General features: G+C 63.5%; 24 protein-coding genes. 6 read left to right on the top strand and 18 right to left on the bottom strand.

The genetic code is table 11. The features are described 5' to 3' along the window. Positions 1–365: 365 nt before the first annotated feature. From ABIB00_RS11220 to ABIB00_RS11205, 4 genes are all read right to left on the bottom strand, one after another. Complete coding sequence (locus tag ABIB00_RS11220; RefSeq protein ID WP_354104369.1) at positions 366–1,241, bottom strand: hypothetical protein; 876 nt, start codon at positions 1,239–1,241, stop codon at positions 366–368. A gap of 173 nt (positions 1,242–1,414) precedes the next feature. Next, positions 1,415–1,891, bottom strand: coding sequence for a Crp/Fnr family transcriptional regulator (locus ABIB00_RS11215; RefSeq protein ID WP_354104368.1), 477 nt, complete (start codon positions 1,889–1,891; stop codon positions 1,415–1,417). 74 nt (positions 1,892–1,965) lie between these two features. Continuing rightward, complete coding sequence (locus tag ABIB00_RS11210) at positions 1,966–2,586, bottom strand: ferric reductase-like transmembrane domain-containing protein (RefSeq protein WP_354104367.1); 621 nt, start codon at positions 2,584–2,586, stop codon at positions 1,966–1,968. 11 nt (positions 2,587–2,597) lie between these two features. Further along, on the bottom strand, positions 2,598–3,101 hold the full coding sequence (locus ABIB00_RS11205) for a peptidase associated/transthyretin-like domain-containing protein (protein ID WP_354104366.1): 504 nt from the start codon (positions 3,099–3,101) through the stop codon (positions 2,598–2,600). A gap of 281 nt (positions 3,102–3,382) precedes the next feature. Here ABIB00_RS11205 and ABIB00_RS11200 point away from each other — a divergent pair, with 281 nt between their 5' ends. After that, a complete protein-coding gene (locus ABIB00_RS11200) occupies positions 3,383–4,390 on the top strand; it encodes an LLM class flavin-dependent oxidoreductase (RefSeq protein ID WP_354104365.1) in 1,008 nt (335 codons plus the stop codon). Between the two features lie 207 nt (positions 4,391–4,597). Here the strand turns inward: ABIB00_RS11200 and ABIB00_RS11195 are convergent, their stop codons facing one another. Genes ABIB00_RS11195 through ABIB00_RS11170 form a run of 6 tightly spaced genes read right to left on the bottom strand, consistent with a single transcriptional unit; the run spans position 4,598 to position 9,204 of the window. Further along, positions 4,598–5,473, bottom strand: coding sequence for an amidohydrolase family protein (locus ABIB00_RS11195; protein WP_354104364.1), 876 nt, complete (start codon positions 5,471–5,473; stop codon positions 4,598–4,600). A gap of 13 nt (positions 5,474–5,486) precedes the next feature. Beyond that, positions 5,487–5,879 carry a RidA family protein gene (locus tag ABIB00_RS11190; protein WP_354104363.1) on the bottom strand — a complete coding sequence of 131 codons (393 nt, stop codon included), beginning with the start codon at positions 5,877–5,879 and terminating at the stop codon, positions 5,487–5,489. 25 nt (positions 5,880–5,904) lie between these two features. Continuing rightward, positions 5,905–6,708: a 2-oxo-hept-4-ene-1,7-dioate hydratase gene (hpaH, locus tag ABIB00_RS11185; protein WP_354104362.1), complete on the bottom strand. Its 804-nt coding sequence runs from the start codon at positions 6,706–6,708 to the stop codon at positions 5,905–5,907. Between the two features lie 3 nt (positions 6,709–6,711). After that, complete coding sequence (locus ABIB00_RS11180) at positions 6,712–7,572, bottom strand: fumarylacetoacetate hydrolase family protein (protein ID WP_354104361.1); 861 nt, start codon at positions 7,570–7,572, stop codon at positions 6,712–6,714. 45 nt (positions 7,573–7,617) lie between these two features. Further along, complete coding sequence (locus tag ABIB00_RS11175; RefSeq protein WP_354104360.1) at positions 7,618–8,235, bottom strand: flavin reductase family protein; 618 nt, start codon at positions 8,233–8,235, stop codon at positions 7,618–7,620. Between the two features lie 3 nt (positions 8,236–8,238). Next, positions 8,239–9,204 carry a Bug family tripartite tricarboxylate transporter substrate binding protein gene (locus ABIB00_RS11170; RefSeq protein WP_354104359.1) on the bottom strand — a complete coding sequence of 322 codons (966 nt, stop codon included), beginning with the start codon at positions 9,202–9,204 and terminating at the stop codon, positions 8,239–8,241. Positions 9,205–9,400: 196 nt separating this feature from the next. Between ABIB00_RS11170 and ABIB00_RS11165 the strand changes: the two genes are divergently transcribed. Then, a complete protein-coding gene (locus tag ABIB00_RS11165; protein WP_354104358.1) occupies positions 9,401–10,210 on the top strand; it encodes an IclR family transcriptional regulator in 810 nt (269 codons plus the stop codon). A 247-nt stretch (positions 10,211–10,457) separates the two neighbouring features. Here ABIB00_RS11165 and ABIB00_RS11160 read toward each other — a convergent pair whose 3' ends face one another. Both ABIB00_RS11160 and ABIB00_RS11155 read right to left on the bottom strand, forming a co-directional pair. Beyond that, positions 10,458–11,984 carry an OpgC domain-containing protein gene (locus tag ABIB00_RS11160; RefSeq protein ID WP_354104357.1) on the bottom strand — a complete coding sequence of 509 codons (1,527 nt, stop codon included), beginning with the start codon at positions 11,982–11,984 and terminating at the stop codon, positions 10,458–10,460. A gap of 96 nt (positions 11,985–12,080) precedes the next feature. Next, positions 12,081–12,518: a hypothetical protein gene (locus tag ABIB00_RS11155; protein WP_354104356.1), complete on the bottom strand. Its 438-nt coding sequence runs from the start codon at positions 12,516–12,518 to the stop codon at positions 12,081–12,083. Positions 12,519–13,275: 757 nt separating this feature from the next. Here ABIB00_RS11155 and ABIB00_RS11150 point away from each other — a divergent pair. The 3 genes from ABIB00_RS11150 to ABIB00_RS11140 all read left to right on the top strand — a co-directional run bounded on the left by ABIB00_RS11150 (position 13,276) and on the right by ABIB00_RS11140 (position 15,930). After that, the gene (locus tag ABIB00_RS11150; protein WP_354104355.1) at positions 13,276–14,571 is read left to right on the top strand and encodes an O-acetylhomoserine aminocarboxypropyltransferase; all 1,296 of its coding nucleotides are present in this window, start codon (positions 13,276–13,278) and stop codon (positions 14,569–14,571) included. A gap of 4 nt (positions 14,572–14,575) precedes the next feature. Then, positions 14,576–15,358 (top strand): alpha/beta fold hydrolase, encoded by a 783-nt coding sequence (locus tag ABIB00_RS11145; protein WP_354104354.1) that lies wholly within the window; start codon positions 14,576–14,578, stop codon positions 15,356–15,358. 68 nt (positions 15,359–15,426) lie between these two features. Further along, positions 15,427–15,930 (top strand): DUF6496 domain-containing protein, encoded by a 504-nt coding sequence (locus ABIB00_RS11140; RefSeq protein ID WP_354104353.1) that lies wholly within the window; start codon positions 15,427–15,429, stop codon positions 15,928–15,930. 12 nt (positions 15,931–15,942) lie between these two features. On the opposite strand, the gene ABIB00_RS11135 is transcribed toward ABIB00_RS11140, so the two are convergent. Beyond that, a complete protein-coding gene (locus ABIB00_RS11135) occupies positions 15,943–16,896 on the bottom strand; it encodes an aliphatic sulfonate ABC transporter substrate-binding protein (protein WP_354104352.1) in 954 nt (317 codons plus the stop codon). 21 nt (positions 16,897–16,917) lie between these two features. After that, a complete protein-coding gene (locus ABIB00_RS11130) occupies positions 16,918–17,139 on the bottom strand; it encodes a hypothetical protein (RefSeq protein WP_354104546.1) in 222 nt (73 codons plus the stop codon). Positions 17,140–17,530: 391 nt separating this feature from the next. On the opposite strand from ABIB00_RS11130, the gene ABIB00_RS11125 reads away from it, so the two are divergent. Next, positions 17,531–18,262: an SDR family NAD(P)-dependent oxidoreductase gene (locus ABIB00_RS11125; protein WP_354104351.1), complete on the top strand. Its 732-nt coding sequence runs from the start codon at positions 17,531–17,533 to the stop codon at positions 18,260–18,262. Between the two features lie 274 nt (positions 18,263–18,536). Here the strand turns inward: ABIB00_RS11125 and ABIB00_RS11120 are convergent, their stop codons facing one another. From ABIB00_RS11120 to phnL, 4 genes are read right to left on the bottom strand one after another with little or no spacing between them, the layout of a single operon-like run. Then, positions 18,537–19,148 carry a pyridoxamine 5'-phosphate oxidase family protein gene (locus ABIB00_RS11120; protein ID WP_354104350.1) on the bottom strand — a complete coding sequence of 204 codons (612 nt, stop codon included), beginning with the start codon at positions 19,146–19,148 and terminating at the stop codon, positions 18,537–18,539. A 25-nt stretch (positions 19,149–19,173) separates the two neighbouring features. After that, the gene (phnN, locus tag ABIB00_RS11115) at positions 19,174–19,767 is read right to left on the bottom strand and encodes a phosphonate metabolism protein/1,5-bisphosphokinase (PRPP-forming) PhnN (protein WP_354104349.1); all 594 of its coding nucleotides are present in this window, start codon (positions 19,765–19,767) and stop codon (positions 19,174–19,176) included. Next, complete coding sequence (locus tag ABIB00_RS11110) at positions 19,764–20,921, bottom strand: alpha-D-ribose 1-methylphosphonate 5-triphosphate diphosphatase (protein WP_247445287.1); 1,158 nt, start codon at positions 20,919–20,921, stop codon at positions 19,764–19,766. Before ABIB00_RS11110 ends, phnN begins: the two co-directional genes overlap by 4 nt. A 12-nt stretch (positions 20,922–20,933) precedes the next feature. Beyond that, positions 20,934–21,632 (bottom strand): phosphonate C-P lyase system protein PhnL, encoded by a 699-nt coding sequence (phnL, locus tag ABIB00_RS11105; protein ID WP_247445288.1) that lies wholly within the window; start codon positions 21,630–21,632, stop codon positions 20,934–20,936. Positions 21,633–21,640: the final 8 nt, after the last annotated feature.

Raw genomic sequence — 21,640 nt, 5'->3', positions numbered from 1 at the left:
GATGCCTCGAGACCCGGTAGAGCCCCGATCCATCTCCGCAAGGCTTGACCGTAGCAACGACGGCCAGGACCACACGATTTTGCCGTACGCATCGGCGCCGTTCGTCCGCACGGAGCAAGGATCTCACGAGGTTCATCTCGCCCTGATCCCGCCTTCGCGTGCCCGACGCTGCCGCGTCCACCGCACCCCGATCCACGTTTCGTTACGACGGACGACCGCCCCTCTCCCTGGACCGGGATGGGGATTGATACTGCGATTCCGAATTTCGGTAAAGTGGAATATTTTCGCGACAGGGGATTGACGGTTTTGGGACGGAGCGGTGTTTTGCCCGACGGGTTGGATTGGCGCAGGCGACAATGCTTCGGTCAGAAAGCTTCACCCCAGCCGCCGCCGGTCAGCTTCATTCCGAAATTGGAGCGGGCTTCGTCGACGAACGCCTTCAGGGTCTCCGCCGTACTAGCGACGCAAGGCGGCTGGGCACCGACCGAAAGAATGAACCCCCGCTGGCCAACTCTAAAATAGATTCCGATGCCACGTTCTGGCTCATTTGACGCCAGAACGGTGAATCCTCCGGAGGGCTCCCATGGAAAATGGGAGGCCTCAACCGCTTGAAGATATTCGAGCTGTCCCGAAATTCGTGCATCGACAATACGAACGACGCAGCCGCTGATCGCACCGACGGTCGGCTCCTTTCGGCCAACGCAGTCCCAGCAAAGTGCTTCCATCGCGTCGGACACAACTGCGAATTCCTTCTCGCCGCTTGTCACGGGATTTGACCGCACAACCTTTCCGTTCTCATCGATGGTGTGCCGTTCAGATGCTCCATTGTAATCCTTCTTCAATTGAAGGAATCGATTCCACTCTTCGGGGTCACCGATATGCCCGTTAACTGCTTGTCGGACGTTACCACTCTCGATAACGAACAATTCCTTCTTCGCCCCGTTCTTCAAAACAAGAAAATCAGCGTCGAGAATGTTTTTGGACGCAAGCCATTCGGTGGGATGGAGCGTGGGATCAGCGGAAATGGCCAATTTCAAAGCTGCGACCGCAGAATAAGCGGCATCAAAATTACCCGCCAATCCGATCGCAAGTTCGCTCGTCAGTATTTGTATTTTTAAGCTGTGAAATTCGCCGTTGACTGGGCCGACATCGCCTTTAAGTGCAAAGTGCTCGTGGCTCAGGAGCGTATCTCCTACCATAAAGCAATTATCGGTTCCGGCATACCCCACCACCAGCGTCATTGTCGTTACTCCCAATAAGCGCTCGTCCAGGAAGCGACCCCATCAAGGCCTTCTTCGATGACGTAGCAGGATGGTTCCGCAAGCCTTGCTCGGTGACGAAACATGATGGGTTTCGCTTCCGCCTACGCTCTTCAAGCTACGGCGGACAAGTCGCTCCCCCATCCTACGCATGATCAATTGTCATCATCCACCTGATGTCCGGTGAAGCGATCGTCGGAACGACGCAGCCGTCTGCATAGCTCGCGATTGATGTTCTGCAGGACGATCACATAGGCGTGGATATCGGCCTTGTAGCAGCCGTAGAGATTTTGGGCGGTCAACTCGTACAGCACCGCCGGACTTTCCGCGGCGACCGTGGCGGAGCGATTTTGCATTTCAATCAGCGTCATTTCACCGAAGAAATCGCCGGGCTCCAGAACCGAAATCGGGATGACGCTCCCCGAACTCGCCCGTTTGCTCACCGCCAGCCGACCGGATTTGACGATGAACATCGAGCGTCCCGGCTCGCCTTCCACCACGACGGTCGCGCCGGCATCGAAGCGGCACTCGACCAACATCGAACTCAGGAGATCGAGACTTGGGTCCGGGAGACCACCGAAGAACGGCGTCGCGAGCAGGAACGCTTTCAGATCGGGGGCACTGACAACCATCGCGCGAACATACGCCCCGTCGCCGTCAGCGGTAATCAGCCGGTAGGATGGGTAGAGCGGAAGCGAAATCCATCCTACGCGCTACTGCCGCGCAACGCCCGCTTTCTCCAGAGGTCAGCGATGACCTTGATGGTCGCTGCGAGGACGAGCGCGCAAAGCGCCGCCTTCGAGATCGTCTCCATCGTCCCCTCGATCAGCAGGCAATGGGCCACGCTGGCTACGACGATGACGATCGCGAGGGGAATATGGACGATGCGCCAGGTTCGCAGCCGCAGGCGCAATCGCCGGCGTAACAGCGCCAGCAGCGCGACGGTGAAGATGGCCCACATCGCGGTCACGCCGAAGGGGGAGAACGGCGTCGGTGATGTATAGGTCAGGGCGTCGATCATGTCGGGCGGGCTGGTGATCCAGAGGCCAGCGACGTGGATCACCACCGCCAGGGCAAGCGCGCCGCCGATCCAGTGATGGGCGCGCCGTCCTCGATAGGCCGACAGTCCCGGCAAATATCCGCCGATCAAGAGAGGCTGAACGAGTACGAGACCGAGGGCAACAATCCCGGCGAAGCCGGCAAGGATGTAGACCGGACCGCGCCATGCGAGCTGCTCGCTTCCCGCAGCGAGCGCGATCGGCACGCCAATCGCCAAAGCCAGGGCGATCCAGATCAGGGCCACCTTCGCCGATCTCCACCCCTTCATTCGCAACTTGGTCAGGCCGGCTGAAGGACGAAATGCGCTTCGAGGCTGGTTTCCTTCGCGCTCCGCATCACCGGACGCAGGAAGACCGTCTTGAATTCACCGCTGTCATAGGCGAGGTGGCCATGCGGCTGGCCGAAGATGGGAATGATCTGCGGCATATCGAGCCGGAACTTGCCATCCTTGTCGGTGAGCGTGGCGCCATGACTCTGCGGCTCGTGCTCCTGCCCCTCGGTCGTGTGCGCCCAGATCTGAATGCGCTGCCCGGCAAGCGGAGCTCCGTCGCCGGCGCGGCGCACCGTGCCGCTCATCCAGAAGCCACCCTTGCCGATCCGATCCACGATCGCCGCGCCCTTGCGGTAATTGTTCGCCCCGCCCGACATCGAATCGGTCGGTGCGAGGCCTTCGGCGCGGGCCGGCAGCAGGAGGCCGGAAACGCCGGTTGCCAAAACTGCGGTTGCAAGGACGGAGCCGCCGGCGGCGAGGAGGTTGCGGCGGTTGAGTACGACGATGGTCATGTCGGTTCCTCCTGGCGAGTGCAGTGGCTCCACCGAGAGTACAACAACAGGAGAGAGCCGCCCAGTTACCGCGAACGGCGCACCAGGCCGCAATAACGGTGTTGTGAACGGGAATGCAGGTCACTCGAACAGCTTCGTAGGATGGGTAGAGCGGCAGCGAAACCCATCGCCCTTACGCCCTGACAAAACATGATGAGTTTCGCAAGTGCTCTACCCATCCTACACGCTGACACTACATGTGACGTGCCAGATGCGCAGATCCTTCACTCCGGACCCCACTCATGATCCCCTTCTCCGTGCTCGACCTCGCGCCCATCCGTCAGGGCGGCGATGCGTCGCAGGCGTTTCGCAATTCGCTCGATCTCGCGCAGCACGCCGAGGGCTGGGGATACAAACGCTTCTGGCTGGCGGAGCATCACAACATGACGGGGATCGCGAGCGCGGCGACGTCGGTGGTGATCGGGCATGTCGCGGGCGGGACCAGGACGATCCGGGTCGGCTCCGGCGGGATCATGCTGCCGAACCATTCGCCGCTGATCATTGCCGAGCAGTTCGGCACGCTGGCCTCGCTCTATCCGGGACGGATCGATCTCGGGCTCGGGCGCGCGCCGGGCACCGACCAGCTCACGGCGCGGGCGCTGCGGCGCGACCTCGCGACGAGCTCCGAGAATTTTCCGCATGACGTGCTGGAATTGCAGGCGCTGCTCGGCGACATCAAGCCGAACCAGACCATCCGGGCCGTGCCCGGCATGGGAACTAACGTGCCGCTCTGGATCCTGGGATCGAGCACCTTTGGCGCGCAGCTCGCAGGCATGCTCGGCCTGCCGTTCGCGTTCGCCTCGCACTTTGCGCCGCAAATGATGATGCCGGCGCTGCGGGAGTATCGCGCGCGCTTCGAACCCTCGGCGCAGCTCGACAAGCCCCATGCGATGGTCGGCGTCAATGTGTTCGCCGCCGACAGCGACGTTGAGGCGCAGCGCATGTTCACCTCGCTGCAGCAGCAGTTCATCAATCTTAGGCGCGGCACGCCCGGCCCGCTGCCGCCGCCGGTCGAAGACATGGACGCGCTGTGGTCGCCGGCCGAGAAGGCCATGGTCGCTCAGTCGCTATCGTGCTCGGCGGTCGGCTCGCCTGACGTGGTCGAAGAGAAGCTGAAGGCGCTGATCGCGGAGACCGGCGCGGACGAGCTGATGACGACGGGACAGATCTACGATCACGCCGCCCGGCTGCGCTCGTTCGAGATCGCGGCCGAGGTGCGGGACCGGCTGGCGGGGCAGCCAGCGACGTGATCACCAGGATTGAGCACGTGGCCTCCATGGTTCGAGACGCCCGCCTTTGGCGGGCTCCTCACCATGAGGGTCTAACATTCTCGCCGCGAAACCAGACCTCATCCTGAGGAGCCCGCATAGCGGGCGTCTCGAAGGATGGCCGCCGGCAACAGTCAGGCCTGCATCGTTCGAGACGCGCTTCGCGCTCATCACCATGAGGGTTGCGGACTAATCCGCAAATCCGAACAGCTTCGCCGGATTGTGCACCAAAATCTTCTCCAGCTCCGCCTGGTCGGGCGCGTAGCGGTACATCAGCTCCAGCAGATCGGCGTCGTTGGGCGGCTGCTTCACCGACACCGGATGCGGCCAGTCGCTGGCCCAGACGCAGCGGTCGACTGCAGCCTCGATGTAGGCGCGCGCGATCGGGATCACGTCGTCGTAGGGCGGGCCGGCCTTCGAGGTCTTCTCGCCGAGCGACAGCATCACCCAGAAATTTCCCTTGGCGAGCAGCTCGAGCATCTTGCGCAGGTTCGGATCGTCCTTGCCGGCCTCGGGATCGGGCCGCGCCATATGGTCGATCAGCACGGGCACGTCGAGATTTTCGTACTTGGCGACGCTGGAGACGATGCCGTCTTTCTCGGGCTGGATTTTGACGTACCAGCCGAGCTCGCGGATACGCGCGATGGCGCGAGCGAAGTCGGCGTCCGACAGCACCGCGCCAAGCTCCTGGCGGAAGCTGAAGCGCGCGCCGCGGACGCCTGCATCATGCAGCTTGGCGAGATAGGAATCGTTGGCCTCGGCGAACACCAGCGCGTTGGCGCAGCCGCGATAGTTCGGACCCATCGCGGCGAGGCCGTCGAGCACCACGGCATGATCGGCGCCGTACGTCGTGGTCTGCACGATGATGCCGCGCTCGATGCCGAGCGTCTTGTGGACGCGCAGCGCCGCTTCCCAGGTCGCGGTCGGCATCCGATAGGCCGCGCCTGGACGCTCCGGATATTTATCCACGGGACCGAGCACGTGAAACTGGCTGTCGATGGTCTTGGGCGGCGGCGCCTTGACCGGGCGGCGCGGGTTCGGGTCGAACGGCAGATAGGTCGGCATGCGCGAAACTCCCTCAGTCGATCATTGCGGTGAAGTCGCACTGCACCAGCGCGCCGCCATCCATGTTGTCCATCGGCAGCGCGTGGCGCGCCGGACGCGAATGCTCGTCCGGAAACATTTTGAGCCACTCGACATTGACCGGGCCGCGCTGCGTGCGGTCCTTCAACCACACCGTCATCTTGATGATGTCGTCGGTGGTGCCGCCGGCGGCCTCCACCGTCGCCTTCATATACGCGAACATGTTGGCGCATTGCGCGTCCAGGCTCTCGGGCATCGCGCCTGCCGCATCGCGGCCGAGGATGACGCCCGACATCACGAGATTGCCGATGCGGCAAGCGTTCGGAATCGGATTGGCATGTTTGAAGCCGCCGATATGGATGCTCTTGCGACGCGTGTGACCGGTCATGATGCGCTCCCTTTCATGTGTTGATTCAGACGAACTGGCACGACACCGAGCCGAACGTGCCATAGTCGGCATGGAAGGTGTCGCCGCGGCGGATATCCACGGGCCGCGTGAACGATCCCGCCAGTACCACTTCCCCGGCCGCGAGATGTTCGTCATGCGGCGCGAGACGGTTGGCGAGCCAGGCGATGCCGTTGGCGGGATGATTGAGCACGCCGGCCGCAAGCCCGGTCTCCTCGACCTCGCCGTTGCGGAACAACAGCGCGCCGATCCAGCGCATGTCCGCATCCATCGGGCGGAACGGCCGGCCGCCGAGCACCAGCGCGGCATTCGCCGCGTTGTCCGAGATCGTGTCCATGACTTTCCGGGTCTTGCCGGTCTCGGGATCGACGCGGTGCATGCGCGTCTCCAAGATCTCGAGCGCGGGCGTAACGTAGTCGGTGGCGTTGAGCACGTCGAAGATGGTGCAGTCGGGGCCGCGCAGCGGCGCCTTCAGCACGAAGGCGAGCTCGACCTCGATTCGCGGTGCGTGGAATCGATCGAACGGAATCGGCGTGGCGTCGGCATAGAACATGTCGGCGAACAGCACGCCGTAATCAGGCTCGGAGATGCCGACCGCGTTCTGCATCGCCTTCGAGGTCAGGCCGATCTTGTGCCCCTTGATGACGCGGCCGCGGCCGAGCTGGAGTTTGGTCCAGGCGCGCTGGACGGCGTAGGCATCCTCGATCGCGAAATCGGGATATTCCTTCGAGAACATCGGGATCAGCGTCTTGGTGCGCTCGGCTTCATCGAGGCGCGCGGCAAGACGTTCGATGGTGGCGGTATCCAGCATGGCTTAACTCTCCGCCGCGACGGTGTTGCGCAGCATGCCGATGCGGCTGGATTCGACCTCGACGACGTCGCCGACTTTAAGCCAGCGCGGCGGGTCGAAACGGGCGCCGGCGCCGGTCGGCGTGCCCGTCACGATCATGTCGCCGGGCTTGAGGGTCGCGAACGTGGAGAGATAGGAGATCAGAAAGTCGAACGGGAACATCAGCCGTTCTGTCGTGTCCTGCTGCCGTACCTCGCCGTTGACGCGCGTGATGATGTCATGGGGCCCGCGCGGGTCGAGCTCGTCCGCGGTGACGATCCACGGGCCGATGCTGCCGGAGCGGTCGAAGTTCTTGCCCTGCGTGACGTTGAACTTGCCGTGGCGCAGCCAGTCGCGGATCGTGCCCTCGTTGCACAGCGTCATGCCGAAGATGTGCGCCCAGGCTTTTTCGCGCGGAATGTGACGGCCGCCCTGGCCGATCACGATGACGAGTTCGCCTTCGTAATCGAGCTGATCCGAAACCTTGGGCTTCTCCAGCGGTTGACCGGAGCCTGTCATCGAGGACATGCTGCGCACGAACAGGCTGGGATATTTGGGCAGGTCCGAGCTGTCCTTGTACTCGGCGTTGCGCTCGGCGTAATTGACACCGATGCACCACAGCTTCTCCGGCGCCAGCACCGGCGGAAGCAGCACGAGATCGTCGAGTGCGTGGTCCGGCTTTTGTCCGGCGATGGCTTCCTGCGCGTCCGCCAGCGCGTTGGCCGCAATCAGCGCCCTCACGTCGGAGAAGTCGCGGCCGATCCGCCTGGTCAGATCGACGACACCGCCTTCAACGGCGGCACCATAGCGCGGCTCTCCGTCCAGAAGATAACTCACGAGTCGCATTGTCGTTCTCCAATGGTCTTGACGGCGCGGCCCAAGGCTGCGCGCTTACTCGGTCGATTTGGGAGTCTGGAACACGCCGCGCAGCGTCACGATCTCGCCGAGCCGGGCGTAACGCGGCCCGCCGATGCGCGCGATCGGGTCGAGCGCCGCTGTCTCGACCTTGCCGTCGTTCACGAGGCCGTCGCGAATGTGGAACATCACGACCTCGCCGACGATGAGCCGGCTGCGGGCATCGCCGAATTCGAGGCATTGCCGGAAACGGCATTCCATCGCGACGGGTGCAACGCTAAGCCGCGGCACCTTGATGCGCTCGCTCGGATGCGTCTCCAGGCCAAGCTCCGCGACCTCGCTGATCTCAGGCGGATGCTCGACGGAGCTGTCGTGCACGGCCTGCATCAGCGGGGTATCGGCGATGTGGATGACGTATTCCTCGGTGTCGAGGATGTTGTGCGCGGTGTCCTTGTAGTCCGCGCCCTTGCGGCCGACGCTGATGGCCAGCATCGGCGGCTTCTGCGAGACGAAGGTGAAGGCGCTGAACGGTGCGAGGTTGAGCACGCCTGAGCGCGACAGGCTCGTCACCCAGGCGATCGGACGCGGCACCACGATGCCGGTCATCAGCCGGTAGATGCGCTCGGCGCCGAGCTCAGCGGGGTCGATCCGCATCGATCAATCCGCCTTGATGTTGGCCTTGCGCACGATCGGAATCCATTTGGCGTCCTCGCGCTCGAGATAGGCCTTGAACTCGTCCGGCGTCATCGCGACGGCTTCTCCGCCGAGCTTCTCGAACCTGTCGACCACGGCCGGGTCTTTCAGGATCCCGGTCAGCGCCTCGTGCAGCTTGTCGATAACAGGCGCCGGCGTGCCTGCCGGTGCGAACAAGCCGGTGAAGGTCTGGCCGTCAAAATCCTTGTAGCCGAGTTCAGTGAAGGTCGGCACGTCAGGCAGCGACTTCAGGCGGTGCGGGCTGGTGACGGCCAGCGCCCGGAACAGGCCGGCCTTGATGTGCTGCAGGCTGACCGTGAGCTGGTCGAACGCGAACTGCACCTGGCCGCCGAGCAGGTCGTTGACCGCAGGCGCATTGCCGCGGTAGTGCGCGGTGACCCATTGCAGATCGAGGCTGGACTGCATCAGCTCGCTGAGCAAATGGTTGGTGGTGCCGGGACCGGGCGAGGCCATCGTCAGCTTGCCGGGCTCGCGCTTGGCGAGGTCGATGAATTCCTTGAATGTGGTCGCCTGCACGGAGGGATGAACCTCGAGCACCAGCGGCGTCATCGAGATCGTCGTGATCGGAAGGAAGTCCTTCTTCCAGTTGTAGGCGTCGCGCCTGTTGATCTCGGTTGCGAACAGCACCGGGCCGTTGGCGCCGACGAACAGCGTGTAGCCGTCGGGCGCCGATTTCGCAAAAGCCTCGCCCGCGATCATGCCGCCGGCGCCGGCCTTGTTCTCGATGATGAAGGGCTGGCCGAGCTTTTCCTGAAGCTTGTCGGCGATGATGCGCGCCGCGCTGTCAACATTGCCGCCGGCCGGATAGGGCACGATCAGCTTGACGTTGCGCGCCGGCCATTGCTGGCCCGAGGCAGGTCCCGCCAGCATCGTCGCTGCGGCAGCCATGGCAATCCAGATTAATCTCATGTTAACCTCCCGGCAGCGCTTGCCATTCCAAGCCGCTTGCAATTCCAAGTCGCTTCCAATTCCAAGTCGCTTCCAATTCCAAGTCTTCGAATTCGACGTCGAATGCCCAGACGTTGCTTATGGCATCTCGATCGGAGCGCAATCTCCGAATGCGCGCTTTACCTGTCGAGTGAATTGTGGCGTTCTTGTCCATATTATGGACAGGAGGACTTCCGCAAAATCCGCCCGCCGCATGACGGAACCGCGACAAGGCGCGCAGGCGATCCGGCGCGCGCTGGCGGTGCTGCGTATTCTTGCCGCAGGCCGCGAAGACGGCGTGCCGCTGGCCGAGGTGGTGCGGGCGACCGGCCTCACCCGTCCGACCGTGCATCGCATCGTCCATGTGCTGATCGAGGAAGGCATTGTCGAACGGCACGACAAAACCGGCCGCTACGCGATCGGCAATCAGGTGCCGGAGCTCGCGCTCGCACGGGCCCGACCGTCGCGGCTGCTGATCGCCGCCAATCCGTCGCTGCAACGTGCGTCGACCGAGATCGGCGACATGCTGTTCCTGACGGTACGGACCGGCAACGACACGCTGTGCGTCGATCGCAGGATCGGCGTCTATCCGATCCAGGTGCTGTCGATCGAGGTCGGCGCGCGGCGGCCGCTCGGCGTCTCCAGCGCAGGCGTCGCCATCCTCGCCGCGATGCCGGCGCAGGACGCGCGAAAAATCGTCGCAGCCAACGAGACGAGATTCGAGGCCTATCGGACCGACGTTGCGACGGTACTGGGCGAGGTCACCGCCGCGAGACGGCTGGGATACGGCATGAGGGAGATCGGCCTGGTGCAGGGTACGAAATCGATCTCGACCTGGATCAAGACCCCGGACGGCCGCCCCGCTGCCGCGATGACCGTCTCCGCCGTTCGGACGAGGCTCGGCCCGCGGCGCGAACAGGAGGTCGCGGAGATTTTGCTGCGGGAGGCGCGCGCGATCGAGCAGGCGATCCGGGGCGGTGTTGCCTAGGACGTGTACTCATAACGTCGGCTTGCCAACGCAAACCGGAAGTCTCCCCCCTCGGGCGTGATCCGCGGCTTGTGACCCATCGCCACCGCTGAGGCGGTGCCGCTACATGTCGGTTTAGCGAGGTAGACCGGAAGTTTGCGGTGGAGCGCTAGACCGACGCTTTTGACCCACAGAAGACGTGGGGCTGTCTCGTTGGCAGCCTCTTTTCAGGTCAAATCTCGGCCTCTCTAACCCTCAGGTCTTCAAGTCAATCGTGGCTGCCGCTGGGTTTGATCCGGATTGAGCTCAGCAGCGTTGCGGCGGCGATCATCAGCAGGATGCCTGCGAGACTGAGCGCGATCTGCATTGCAAGACCATTCGAGATGTCGACCAGCGCTATTTGGCTGGCGAGCGCCAGCAGAACACCGAGACAATAGATTGCCAGCGAGTTCTCCCCACAGCGGATCGCTGCGCGCATCAGTGGCATCGGCAGTCCTTGCCAATTGCGAGGTACGAGCCATACCGCCAAAATCGCAAGCGCCAAAAAATGCAGCAGCCGCAAGGGGGCGAGATCCGATTTGTCGACTTGGTAAACCACATAGGCGAGCGCTTGTGGGACCAGATCTTCCAGTACCGTGAGCCACCAACTCAACGCGACGATCAGGCTAAACGTCAGATAGAGAACTGCAAGTACAAGTGCCATGCGACAGGTCATCCAAGGTCCGACTCCCTTGCCCGCAATGACACACCAGGCGCCGAGCACAACCAGCAACTGCCAAGCCAGCGGGTTGAAGAACCACACGCTGTCGGGCCATGCCGGGACGGTCCAGCCGAAGACGTGCACCAGCACATAAAGCAAGAGCGACGCGCCGAGTGTCACGTTCGGCGCTCGCAGCAGCAACCACAATAAGGGTGCAAACAAAAGATGATAAACCACGAAGATCGGCAAGACGTCGGTATTGACCGGACGGTATTGCAGGATCGCCGCATGCGCGAGCGCCGCACCCGGATGTTCCAGCAAAAGGCGCGTGTTGCTCTCGTCCGCGATCCGGCCACCGCCGCTTAGGTAGACCATGATGGCGCAAGCCACGGTGAGCAGTAGAAATGCGGCATAAATATCCCAGCTTCGCCACAGCGTACGGGTGATGACGCCGGGCCAACCGTCGCGCGAGTGTGCGCTGCCGTAAGCCAGTGCGCAGGTCACCCCGGAGACGAACATGAATACTTCCGCGCTATCACTGAAACCGTAGTTCCGAAGCGTCAGCCAGCTTCCGATGTTGTTGGGGAAATGATTCAGAAAGATGCACCAGAGCGCGATGCCGCGGCAAGCATCGATGCGTAGGTCGCGGCCTGGCCCTTTCGGCTCCGGCAGCGCGCCTGCCAATGGCTTCGCAGCGGGTTCAGGCTGCGGATTCAGACTGCGCAACACCTTCGCATTGCGCTCGATTTCCGCCAGCGTCCGGCGAATGTTAATGTTCAGCGCAGTCCGATGCTTGACGAGGTCGACAGGCGCGTCATTAACGGAATACGATCGCATCGGCTCCCGAGCGTCGGACAGATCGATCGAACTGATGGCCACCATCTCGACGAAAGAGCTGCGGGGTGGCGGCGCAGGCACCATCATCATGGTGGCGACAGGCCGAAAGGACGGAAATGATAATTCTTCCATTCCTTCCATTAATTCTTCGTCGGTAATCACTTCATACGAGCCAGCCGGTAATATCCGCTCGAAGCTTGTGATCCGAAATGGGTGCTCGAACTCCACCGTTTCACGTCGTGATCGGGTCATCGTCATGATCATCCTCGCACGTTGGCGAGGACGCGCCGGGACAGCGGATAGCAGCTGGCATATAGAGGCGATCTCCCGGATGCTGAACGCTCAATGACGAGGCTATTCCGCACTTCGGGCGAAAGCGGTTCCACTGCAAACCGAAACCGGAAACTCTGCCTCAGAGCCTTGCGCGTCCGGATTAATAGTTATCGAATATTCGTTGCCGTCCCGGCAGCCAATGCGCCAAGCATCGACCCCAGATTCGCTGCCGCCTTGATACATGGTCCGAACAACAGCACCACAGGCCTGCTTTCTATTCTTCAAAACGGACGTCCAGAAAGCGAGATGCTTAGCCTGATCCAGTGCAAGTATCCTCATCGTCCTTTTGTTAGCGGCGTGGGCCGTTCTGAAAGGCTCGGGAGCTACGACCTCGGGTGGCATGGCTGTTGTTGTAGTGGCAGCCGCATTTCTAAAATACGGATCGGCATCCAGAACAAACCATAGGACGGCGAAGCTCGCGACAGCCGCCAAAGAGAGAATAGGCGATCGCTGCATCATGTCTCTCCCTCCCGGAGATCGAGACATTGGTGGCCATCGCGGCGTCGCGAAGGCCCGAGAAACCTAACGAAATATGGTACTTCGTGAACAGCACTGATCGCTGCAACCGCCCAGGAACTGAGCCCTAAATTTTGATAGGTAGTGGCACAGCGGGGATGTCGCAGTTGCGGCAGCGGGTTCAAGCAGCGGCACTGACGTGTCGCGAAAAGATGCCAAGATGGGGCTGACTGATACCTTTTGGAGCCGCGTCAGCTCGGCTCGAACCTTGCGTGTGGTTGCGTTGCCGAGCGAAGAACCCAGCAGGAGATGTCGGATTCGGCCCCACGCGACCTAGTCGATCGCAAGAGCATGATCTGATCAACGGCAAACACAACTCACGATTTATGAACGCGCGGAGGTTTCACACAACCGCCGGGGCATCGAAGGGCACCGGCGCGCGAGACTGGCTCAGATCGCATGACGCGCAGCACGAGCGAAATGTCTCTTCCTGGCCCATCTGCGACCTCGGAGGCCATCCGCTCTTCGGCCGATGTTGGCGGTAAACCGGACATCAGGCGGCCAGCCGCTTATTGAGTCATGGCCTAGCGGATGGTCCACTCCCCCGCATGCGAGGAGAAAGGAGCGTCCTGCCGTTGCAGCCACGGGCTCGCATCACACTCTCGTTGCGAGCCGCGGCGCGCCGGAGTCAATGGGCTGACGTTCCCCGCCATTTTGTGGCACAAGAGCCGCCTCCGCCGATTGACCAACGAGGCCACGCATGCCCGCGCCAAAACCGCCCGCCTTCGAGACCCTGAGCCTGCATGCGGGCCAGCATCCGGATCCCGCGACCGGCGCCCGCGCGGTGCCGATCTACCAGACCACGTCCTACGTGTTCCAGGATTCCGATCACGCCGCCGCGCTGTTCAATCTCGAGCGTGCCGGCCACATCTATACGCGCATCTCCAATCCCACCACCGGCGTGCTGGAGGAGCGGCTCGCGGCGCTCGAGGGCGGCGTCGGCGCGATCTGCACCGCCAGCGGCATGGCCGCGCTGCATCTAGCCATCGCGACGCTTCTGAACGCCGGCGACCACATCGTGGCATCGAGCTCGCTCTATGGCGGCACGATCAATTTGCTGGCGCACACATTGCCGCGCTTCGGCATCACCACAACTTTTGTGAAGCCGCGCGATCTCCATGCATTCCGCGCGGCGATCAAGCCGAACACGAAACTGGTAATCGGCGAGACCATCGGCAATCCCGGGCTGGAGGTGCTGGACATTCCGAAGGTCGCGGCGATCGCGCATGATGCGAAGATCCCGCTGCTGATCGACAACACCTTTGCCACGCCCTATCTCAGCCGTCCGATCGAGCTCGGCGCCGACCTCGTCATGCATTCGGCGACCAAATGGATCGGCGGCCACGGCATCGCCATCGGCGGCGCCATTATCGACGGCGGCCGGTTTGATTGGCGTTCATCCGGAAAATTCGGCGTGCTGACCGAGCCCTATGGCGGCTATCACGGCATCGTCTTCGACGAGCAGTTCGGCACAGCTGCCTTCATCATGCGCGCGCGCACCGAAGGCCTGCGCGATTTCGGCGCCTGCCTGTCACCGACCAACGCGTTCCAGCTGTTGCAGGGCGTGGAGACGCTCGGCGTGCGCATGGACCGCCACATCCAGAACACGCATCTCGTGCTGGAAGCGCTGAAAGCCAACAAGGCCGTGGATTGGGTGCTGCATCCCTCGCTGGAGGACCACACGGACTACCAGCTCGCAAAGCAGTTGCTGCCGCGCGGCGCCGGCTCGATCGTCTCCTTCGGCATCAAGGGCGGTCGGCCCGCGGGCCGCAAGTTCATCGAATCGCTGCGCATGATCAGCCATCTCGCCAATGTCGGCGACGCCAAGACGCTGGTGATCCACCCCGCCTCGACCACGCACCAGCAGATGGACGCCGCGCAACTCAAGGCGTCCGGCATCGGCGAGGAATTGGTACGGCTGTCGGTCGGCATCGAGGCGGCAAGCGACATCATCGACGATCTTGCGCAGGCGCTGCGCATCTCGCAAAAGGTCTGACACCATGAAGCTTTCCGTCAACGGCGCCGAGGTGTTTGTCGCAACCGGCGGCCGCGACTTCGACAAGTTCCTGCCTGCGGTCGTCTTCCTCCATGGCGCCGGCTTCGATCGTTCGACCTGGGCCCTGCACACGCGCTGGTTCGCCCATCACGGTTTTGCCGTGCTGGCGCCTGATATGCCCGGTCACGGCCGCTCGTCCGGGCCTTCGCTTGGCAGCATCGCCGAGATGGCCGACTGGACGGCCGCGCTGCTCGATGCGGCCGGAGTTACGAAGGCGCATCTGATCGGCCATTCCATGGGATCGCTGATCTCGCTGGAGACGGCGGCACGGCATCCCGAAAAAGTCTCCGCACTGAGCCTGATCGGCACGGCCGCGACCATGACGGTCGGCCCGGATCTGCTGAAGGCCGCCGAGGCCAACGACCAGGACGCGCTCGACATGGTCTCGATCTGGGGCCTCGGCTTCAACGCCGAACTCGGCGGCAGCCTCGCACCGGGCCTGTGGATGCATGGCGGCGCGCAGGCCGTGTTGAAGCATTGCGAGCCGGGCGTGCTGTTCAGGGATTTGTCGGCCTGCAATGCTTACGCGAATGCGCTTCAAGCCGCCGCGAGCGTGAAGGTGCCAGTCACACTCATCCTCGGCGAGCGAGACATGATGACACCAGTGAAGGCCGGCAAGGCGCTCGCGGCGGCGATCCCGCATGCGAAGACCGTCGTCGTGCCGGGCGCCGGCCACATGATCATGGCCGAACGCCCGGATGAATTGCTGGCGGCGCTCAGGAACTGAAAGGATCGATCGTCCATCTTGCGCGTTGCGGTCAGACATCCCTGTGAAATCCAGAGGGAACTGGACCTATGCCAAGACAGCAAGTCATTCGCAAAGCCAGACAAGACAAGCGTGCCGGTAAATCGGCAAGCACGCAGGCCGGCGAATTCGTCAAGGACGAGATCGACAAGATCCGCAAAGGCAAGCACGGCGCGCGCTCGACGCGGCAGGCTGTCGCCATCGGTCTGTCCGAGGCGCGCCGGGCCGGCGTCGATCTGCCGCCGCCGCGAAAAGGACGCGTCAAGAAGGCGACGCGCCGCAGCGCCAAATATGCCTACGAGGTCGGCCAGGGCAAGCGCACTCCGAAGCGCCGGCCGCGCGTGTCGCGGGCCGTCGAGGAGGTTTTGAAAAAGGAGCCGCGCTCGACCGCATCGCGCAGTGCATTGTCGAAGCAGGGCAAGCGTGCCGCGGGCCGGCGAACGGCTGCGTCGCGTTCGGCCGCGGCGCGCAAGGCGAGCCGCACCAAGGGCGCCAACGTCCGCTCAGCCGCCGCAAAGAAGGCGGCACGCACCAGGGTGCGCCGCCGGAGTTGAGTCTCGTTTCGCTCAGGAACCCGGCGTCCACTTCCAGACGATGTCGGACACGTTGACCGGCTTCGGAATCAGGCCAAGCTTTGCAAAACGGTCGGCGACCGCCTGCTGGCTCTTGGTCACCTCGGCGTCGAGCGGCACCACGCGATAGGTGGAGCGATTGACGAAGCGGCGGACCGCTTCGATGTCGACGCCGGTCGCCTCGGCCTGTGCCTTTGCGACCTCCTCGTGATGCGACTCCGCCCACACGCCTTCAGACGCAAAGGCCGTATTGAGCTTTGCGACCAACGAGGGATACTTCTCGACGAAATCGGTGTTGGCGATGTAGTAGGCGTTCGGCTTGTGCACATCCTTGTCGAAGACGAGAACGCGAGCGTTCTCCTTCAATTCGGCGAGCGCCAAATAAGGATCCCAGATCGACCAGGCATCGACCGAGCCCTTGACGAAGGCCGCCGTCGCATCGGCCGGCGCGAGCGGCGCCGGGGTGATATCGGACCAGGACAGGCCTCCCTTTTCGAGCGCCACGACCAGGAGATTGTGTGCGCTCGATCCTTTGCCGAAGGCGATGCGCTTGCCCTTGAGGTCCGCCAGCGTCTTGATCGGCGAATCCTTCGGCACGATGATCGCTTGATTGTCGCCGTCGGACTTCACGGCCGCCACATAGCGGATCCTGGCGCCGCCGGCTTGCGCGAAGATCGGCGGCGTATCGCCGACAAAGCCGAAATCGACGCTGCCGACATTGATGGCCTCCAGCAGCGGCGGGCCGAACTGGAAGTCGATCCATTTGATCTCGATGCCGAGCGGCTTGAAGGCGCTTTCGAGCGTTTGACGTTGGCGAACCGCAGGGAAGAAGCCGCCCTTCTGCGTACCGATGCGGATTTCGACCGGCTTGTCCTCAGCGCGCGCCGGTGCGGCAAAGGCGGCCGCGAGCAGAAGCGTCGTTGCGAGAATGTGTCGTCGATTGATCATGACGTGGCCCTTTCGGTGGGATCAGTTGGCGAAAAGTTGGGAATTCGCGCGCCGGCTTCGTTCGGAGAACACGGCACGGGCAGCACGCTCGGCTTGGCGCGCCGAACGGAACTGCCGGCCTTCGAGACTGTCGAACAGGCGCTCGGAGGAGAAGAAGCGAAAGCCGCGCTGATCCCTCGTGACGATGCCGGCGGCGCGGTCGTGGATTTCGATGATGTAGGCGTTCGACCGAGTTTGGGACATGACTGCTCGCTCGCCGGGGGCTCGGCGTTCCTGTCTTGAGATTTGCTGCGTGAGGTGCTGTGAGGTGGCGCTCAGCAGCAACAACAGGCGCCGGTTGCCGCCGAGAAACAGCGCCGCGTCATGCACGCATGCATATCGTTATTGTTGCGCTGGTGATCGGTTCTCATATCGCGGCTTCGGCTCGAGGAGCAGTTTCGATGCTGCGAATATCGAGGGATTGACGCGTTCGGTCAATGAAATGGGTATCCATATTTGCCACTGGCGCGCATCGGCACTTCTCCCGCTGCGAGCGCAGGTAAACGAATTTATCTCGCGATGAGTTCAACGCCGGTGCACGGCCGGCCGTGGTACTGTCCGCTCCATAAGCAACAGCTGACAGGGAGGCCCGATCATGGCGGAGGTTCTGAAGGGACGCACCGCGCTCGTCACCGGGGGCTCGCGCGGAATCGGTGCTGCGGTCTGCCGCGCGCTGGCCGAGGCCAGTGCGGCCGTGGCGATCAACTGCCGCGAGCGGATCGGGCAGGCCGAGCAACTGGCGGATGAGATCGGCAAGCGCGGCGGCCGCGCCATCGCCGTCGCTGCGGACGTATCGCAGCGCGAGGCCGTGACCGCGATGGTCGACCGCGCCACGGCCGAGCTCGGCCCCATCGACATCCTCGTCAACAATGCGGGTATCGCCATCACGCGCGGCATCGACGATCTCACCGAGGACGATTTCGACCGGACGATCCTGGTCAACCTGAAATCCGTCTTCCTGTGCACGCAGGCGGTGCTGCCGACGATGCGCGCGAAGAAATGGGGCCGCATTGTCAACATCTCCTCCGGTGCCGCGCGCGGCGCCGGCGCGATCGGACCGCACTACAACGCGTCCAAGGCCGGCCTGGAGGGCCTGACGCGCGGCTATGCGGCGCGGCTGGTGAAGGAAGGCGTCACCGTCAACGCGGTGGCGCCGTCGCTGATCGAGACCGACATGATGAGTGGCCAGCCGCAGCTCGTCAGCCGCATTCCGCTCGGCCGCTTCGGCACGGCGGAAGAAGTAGCGAAGGCCGTGATGCTTCTGGTCGACAACGCCTACATGACCGGGCAGACGGTCGCGCTCAGCGGCGGCATGGCGTTCAATTAGGGGCAGCACTCGCAGCGAGCTCCCCCTTCACTCTCTCCTCCAGGACGGGGCTATCGCATATGAAGAAAAACGTGGCGGGGAGCTCGCCTGCGGCCATCCTTCGAGACGCCCGCCTCACGGCGGGCCCTCAGGATGAGGTCGCGTTTCGCGGCGAGATGATCCTCATGGTGAGGAGCCCGCCAAAGCGGGCGTCTCGAACCATGCAGGCCGAGCACGTCACGCGACCTCAGAGCCCCTCTCCCCGCACGAGCAGGACGAGGAAGACGAGAGAGCGTCACCACATCGTCGCGGCCGCGCGCTCCGGCCAGATTCGGTCATACTCCGCACCGCCGATCTTGTTCTCGCTCATCTCGGCGAGGATCTGCCCCGGTGTCGGCAGCGTCTTGGGGTCGATACGCTTGTCGGGATTCCAGAGGTCGGAGCGGACGATGGCGCGGGCGCACTGGAAGTAGATTTCGTCGACCGTCATCACCATGACACTACGCGGCGCCTTGCCTTCGACCTTGAACGAGGCGAGCAATTCGGGATCGATGGAAAGATGCGCCCGGCCGTTGGCTCGAACCGCATTGCCGGAGCCGGCGATCAGGAACATCAGCGACACCCTGGGGTCACGCACGATGTTGCGCAGGGAATCGACGCGATTGTTGCCGCGGCGATCCGGCAGCATCAGCGTCTTCGGGTCATGAATGCGGACGAAGCCGGGGAGATCGCCGCGCGGCGAGCAGTCGATGCCCTCGGGTCCGATGGTGGCAAGCGCGGCGAACGGCGCTTTTTCGATGAAGACCCGATAGAGCGGGGTGACGTGGTCGGCGACTTTCACGGTCGAGGCGTCGTTGGTGACGCCGTAGATGGCCTCCAGCTGCTCGACCGTTTCGATCACCGACATTCCAGCCTCCTTGGTGCGCCGGCCGCTATTCGTGCCAGCATTCATTCCTGATCACGCGCACGAGATGGCCGCTGTGATATTCGGCGCTGCCCGCGTTGAGGATGGTGACATCGGCATTGTCCGACGCGTCGACGCTGCGCGACAGCCTCTCCGCGACGTTGCCGTCGCTAATGCGCGCTCGGGCGGCAAGCCGCTGCGCCAGCACATCCGGCGGCGCCGTGATCGCGACCACGACGACGTTTGCATACGCTTGACGCAGTGCGCCAATGATGGTGCGTGAAACGTTGATGACGACAGCGCGCCCGGCACGGATATCGTCGTTGATCTCAAGCGGCAAAGCGTAGGAATGCCCGTGCGCCTCCCAATGCACGGCAAAATCGCCGTGCTCGCGCGCGCGCCGGAATTCGTCGGCGCTCACCGCGACATTGTCCTCGTCAGCGGAGGATTCGCGCGTCACGACACGGCGCGGAAAGACGACGTCGCGATCATCGACACAAGCCGCCTGCGCGAGCCGCAGCAAGGTGTCCTTGCCGGCGCCGCTGGGGCCGACCACGAGCACGAGCCGCCCGGGTCCAATCCCGCCTGTCGCGTCCTGCGCCATGGTCACAGTCTCGCTCATGCGACACGGCTTCCTTCGCGCCAGACGCTGCGGACGACGGGAACACTGCCCGCGACGTGCACGCGGATCAGATCGGCGCGCTTGCCGATCGCGACCTCGCCGCGATCGGTGAGGCCAACCGCTTCCGCAGGCGCCTTCGTCACGGTGCGAACCGCCGCCGAAAGGCTGATGGCGGGCACGTGCTCAGGCAAATGCAGCGCAGCCATCAGGAGGCTCGAGGGAATGTAATCCGACGACAGAATATCGAGCAGGCCTTCGCGGGCGAGATCGACCGCGGCGATGTTGCCGGAGTGCGAGCCGCCGCGCACGACGTTCGGTGCGCCCATCAGGATGTCGATGCCGGCCTGGTGCAGGCTGCGCGCGGCCTCCAGCGTGGTCGGGAACTCGGCGACCGAAACGCCATCGCGCAGGGCGTCCGCGACGTTTTCCTCGGTGGTGTCGTCATGGCTGGCGAGCGGGATCTTGTACTCATGCGCCAGCGCCACGATCTCACGCATGTTGGCCGCGGCATAAAGCTTCTGATATTCGAAGCGCTTCGCGAACAGCTCGTCGAGCTCGGCATCGGTCTTGCCGCCACCCTTGCCGCGATAATAGTCACGCAGCTTGACCTCGTCGCGGAACTGGCGCTGGCCGGGCGTGTGGTCCATCAGCGACATGAGCCGCACGTCGGGACGGTCGATCAGCTCCTTGGCCTCCTCGACCACGCTCGGCATCGGGATTTCGCAGCGCAGATGCAGGAAGTGGTCGGCGCGCAGCAATTTGGCATCGCGCGCGGTCGCGATCGCGGCGGCAAGCACGCCGGCGCGGCCATCGACTTCTTCAGCGCCGTCCTCGCGCCAGACCCGGAGCGAGTCGAACACCGTGGTGATGCCCGATGTCGCGAGCTGGCCGTCATAGGAGACGACGGCAGCAACCGGATTCCAGAACACTTTTGGCCGCGGCACGTAATGCGCTTCGAGATGGTCGGTGTGGAGCTCGATCAGGCCGGGCATGATCAAATCGCCGCCGGCATCCTCGGCGCCCGCGGGCGCCCTGCCCTCACCGATCTCGGCAATGCGTCCGTCCGCGAGAGCGAGCCAGCCCTGCTCGATCACCCGTTCCGCCAACACGATCCTGGCGTTGGCGATCACGATGTCGTTCGGCTTGGCGTTCATTTCCCTCTTCCTTCAGGCGGCGGCGGCAAAGCTGGTGACGTCGACGATGCGGTCGGCAATCAGATGACGGATTTCGTCGTCATGGACAATGGCGACCATGGCGACGCCCTGGCGCTTCTTTTCGGCGACCAGCTCGACCACGACGGCGCGGTTTGCGGCATCTAACGAGGCGGTTGGTTCGTCGAGCAGCAGGATCGGCAGATCCGAGATGAAGCCGCGCGCGATGTTGACGCGCTGCTGCTCGCCGCCGGAGAAGGTCGCGGGCGGAAGCTGCCAGAGCCGCTCGGGGATATTGAGACGATGCAGCAATTGGCCGGCACGGGCTTGCGCCTCCGCGCGCGCCAGGCCGTTGACGATCAGGGGCTCGGCGACCACGTCGACGGTCGCGACGCGCGGCACCGCGCGCAGGAACTGGCTGACGTAGCCGATGGTTGCGCGGCGGACGTTGAGGATCTGGCGCGGATCGGCCGTGGCGAGATCGATCACCGCGCCGCGATGGCGGATGCCGATGCGGCCGGAGTCGCAGCGATAATTGCCGAAGATCATCTTCAGGATCGACGATTTTCCGGCGCCTGACGGCCCCGACAGCACGACGCATTCGCCGGGATTGACGTGGAAGGTCACGCCGCTGACGACAGGCAGCTCGATGCCACCCTGCAGGTGCATCGTGAAGGTCTTGTTGGCGTCGGCGATGTCGATCATGGCGGTCATTAGAAAAC

Origin of the sequence: Bradyrhizobium sp. LB14.3, assembly GCF_040547985.1 — a bacterium.
Lineage (GTDB): Bacteria > Pseudomonadota > Alphaproteobacteria > Rhizobiales > Xanthobacteraceae > Bradyrhizobium.
Note: the sequence above shows the minus strand (reverse complement) of the source record. Positions and strands in the feature narration are given on the sequence as shown.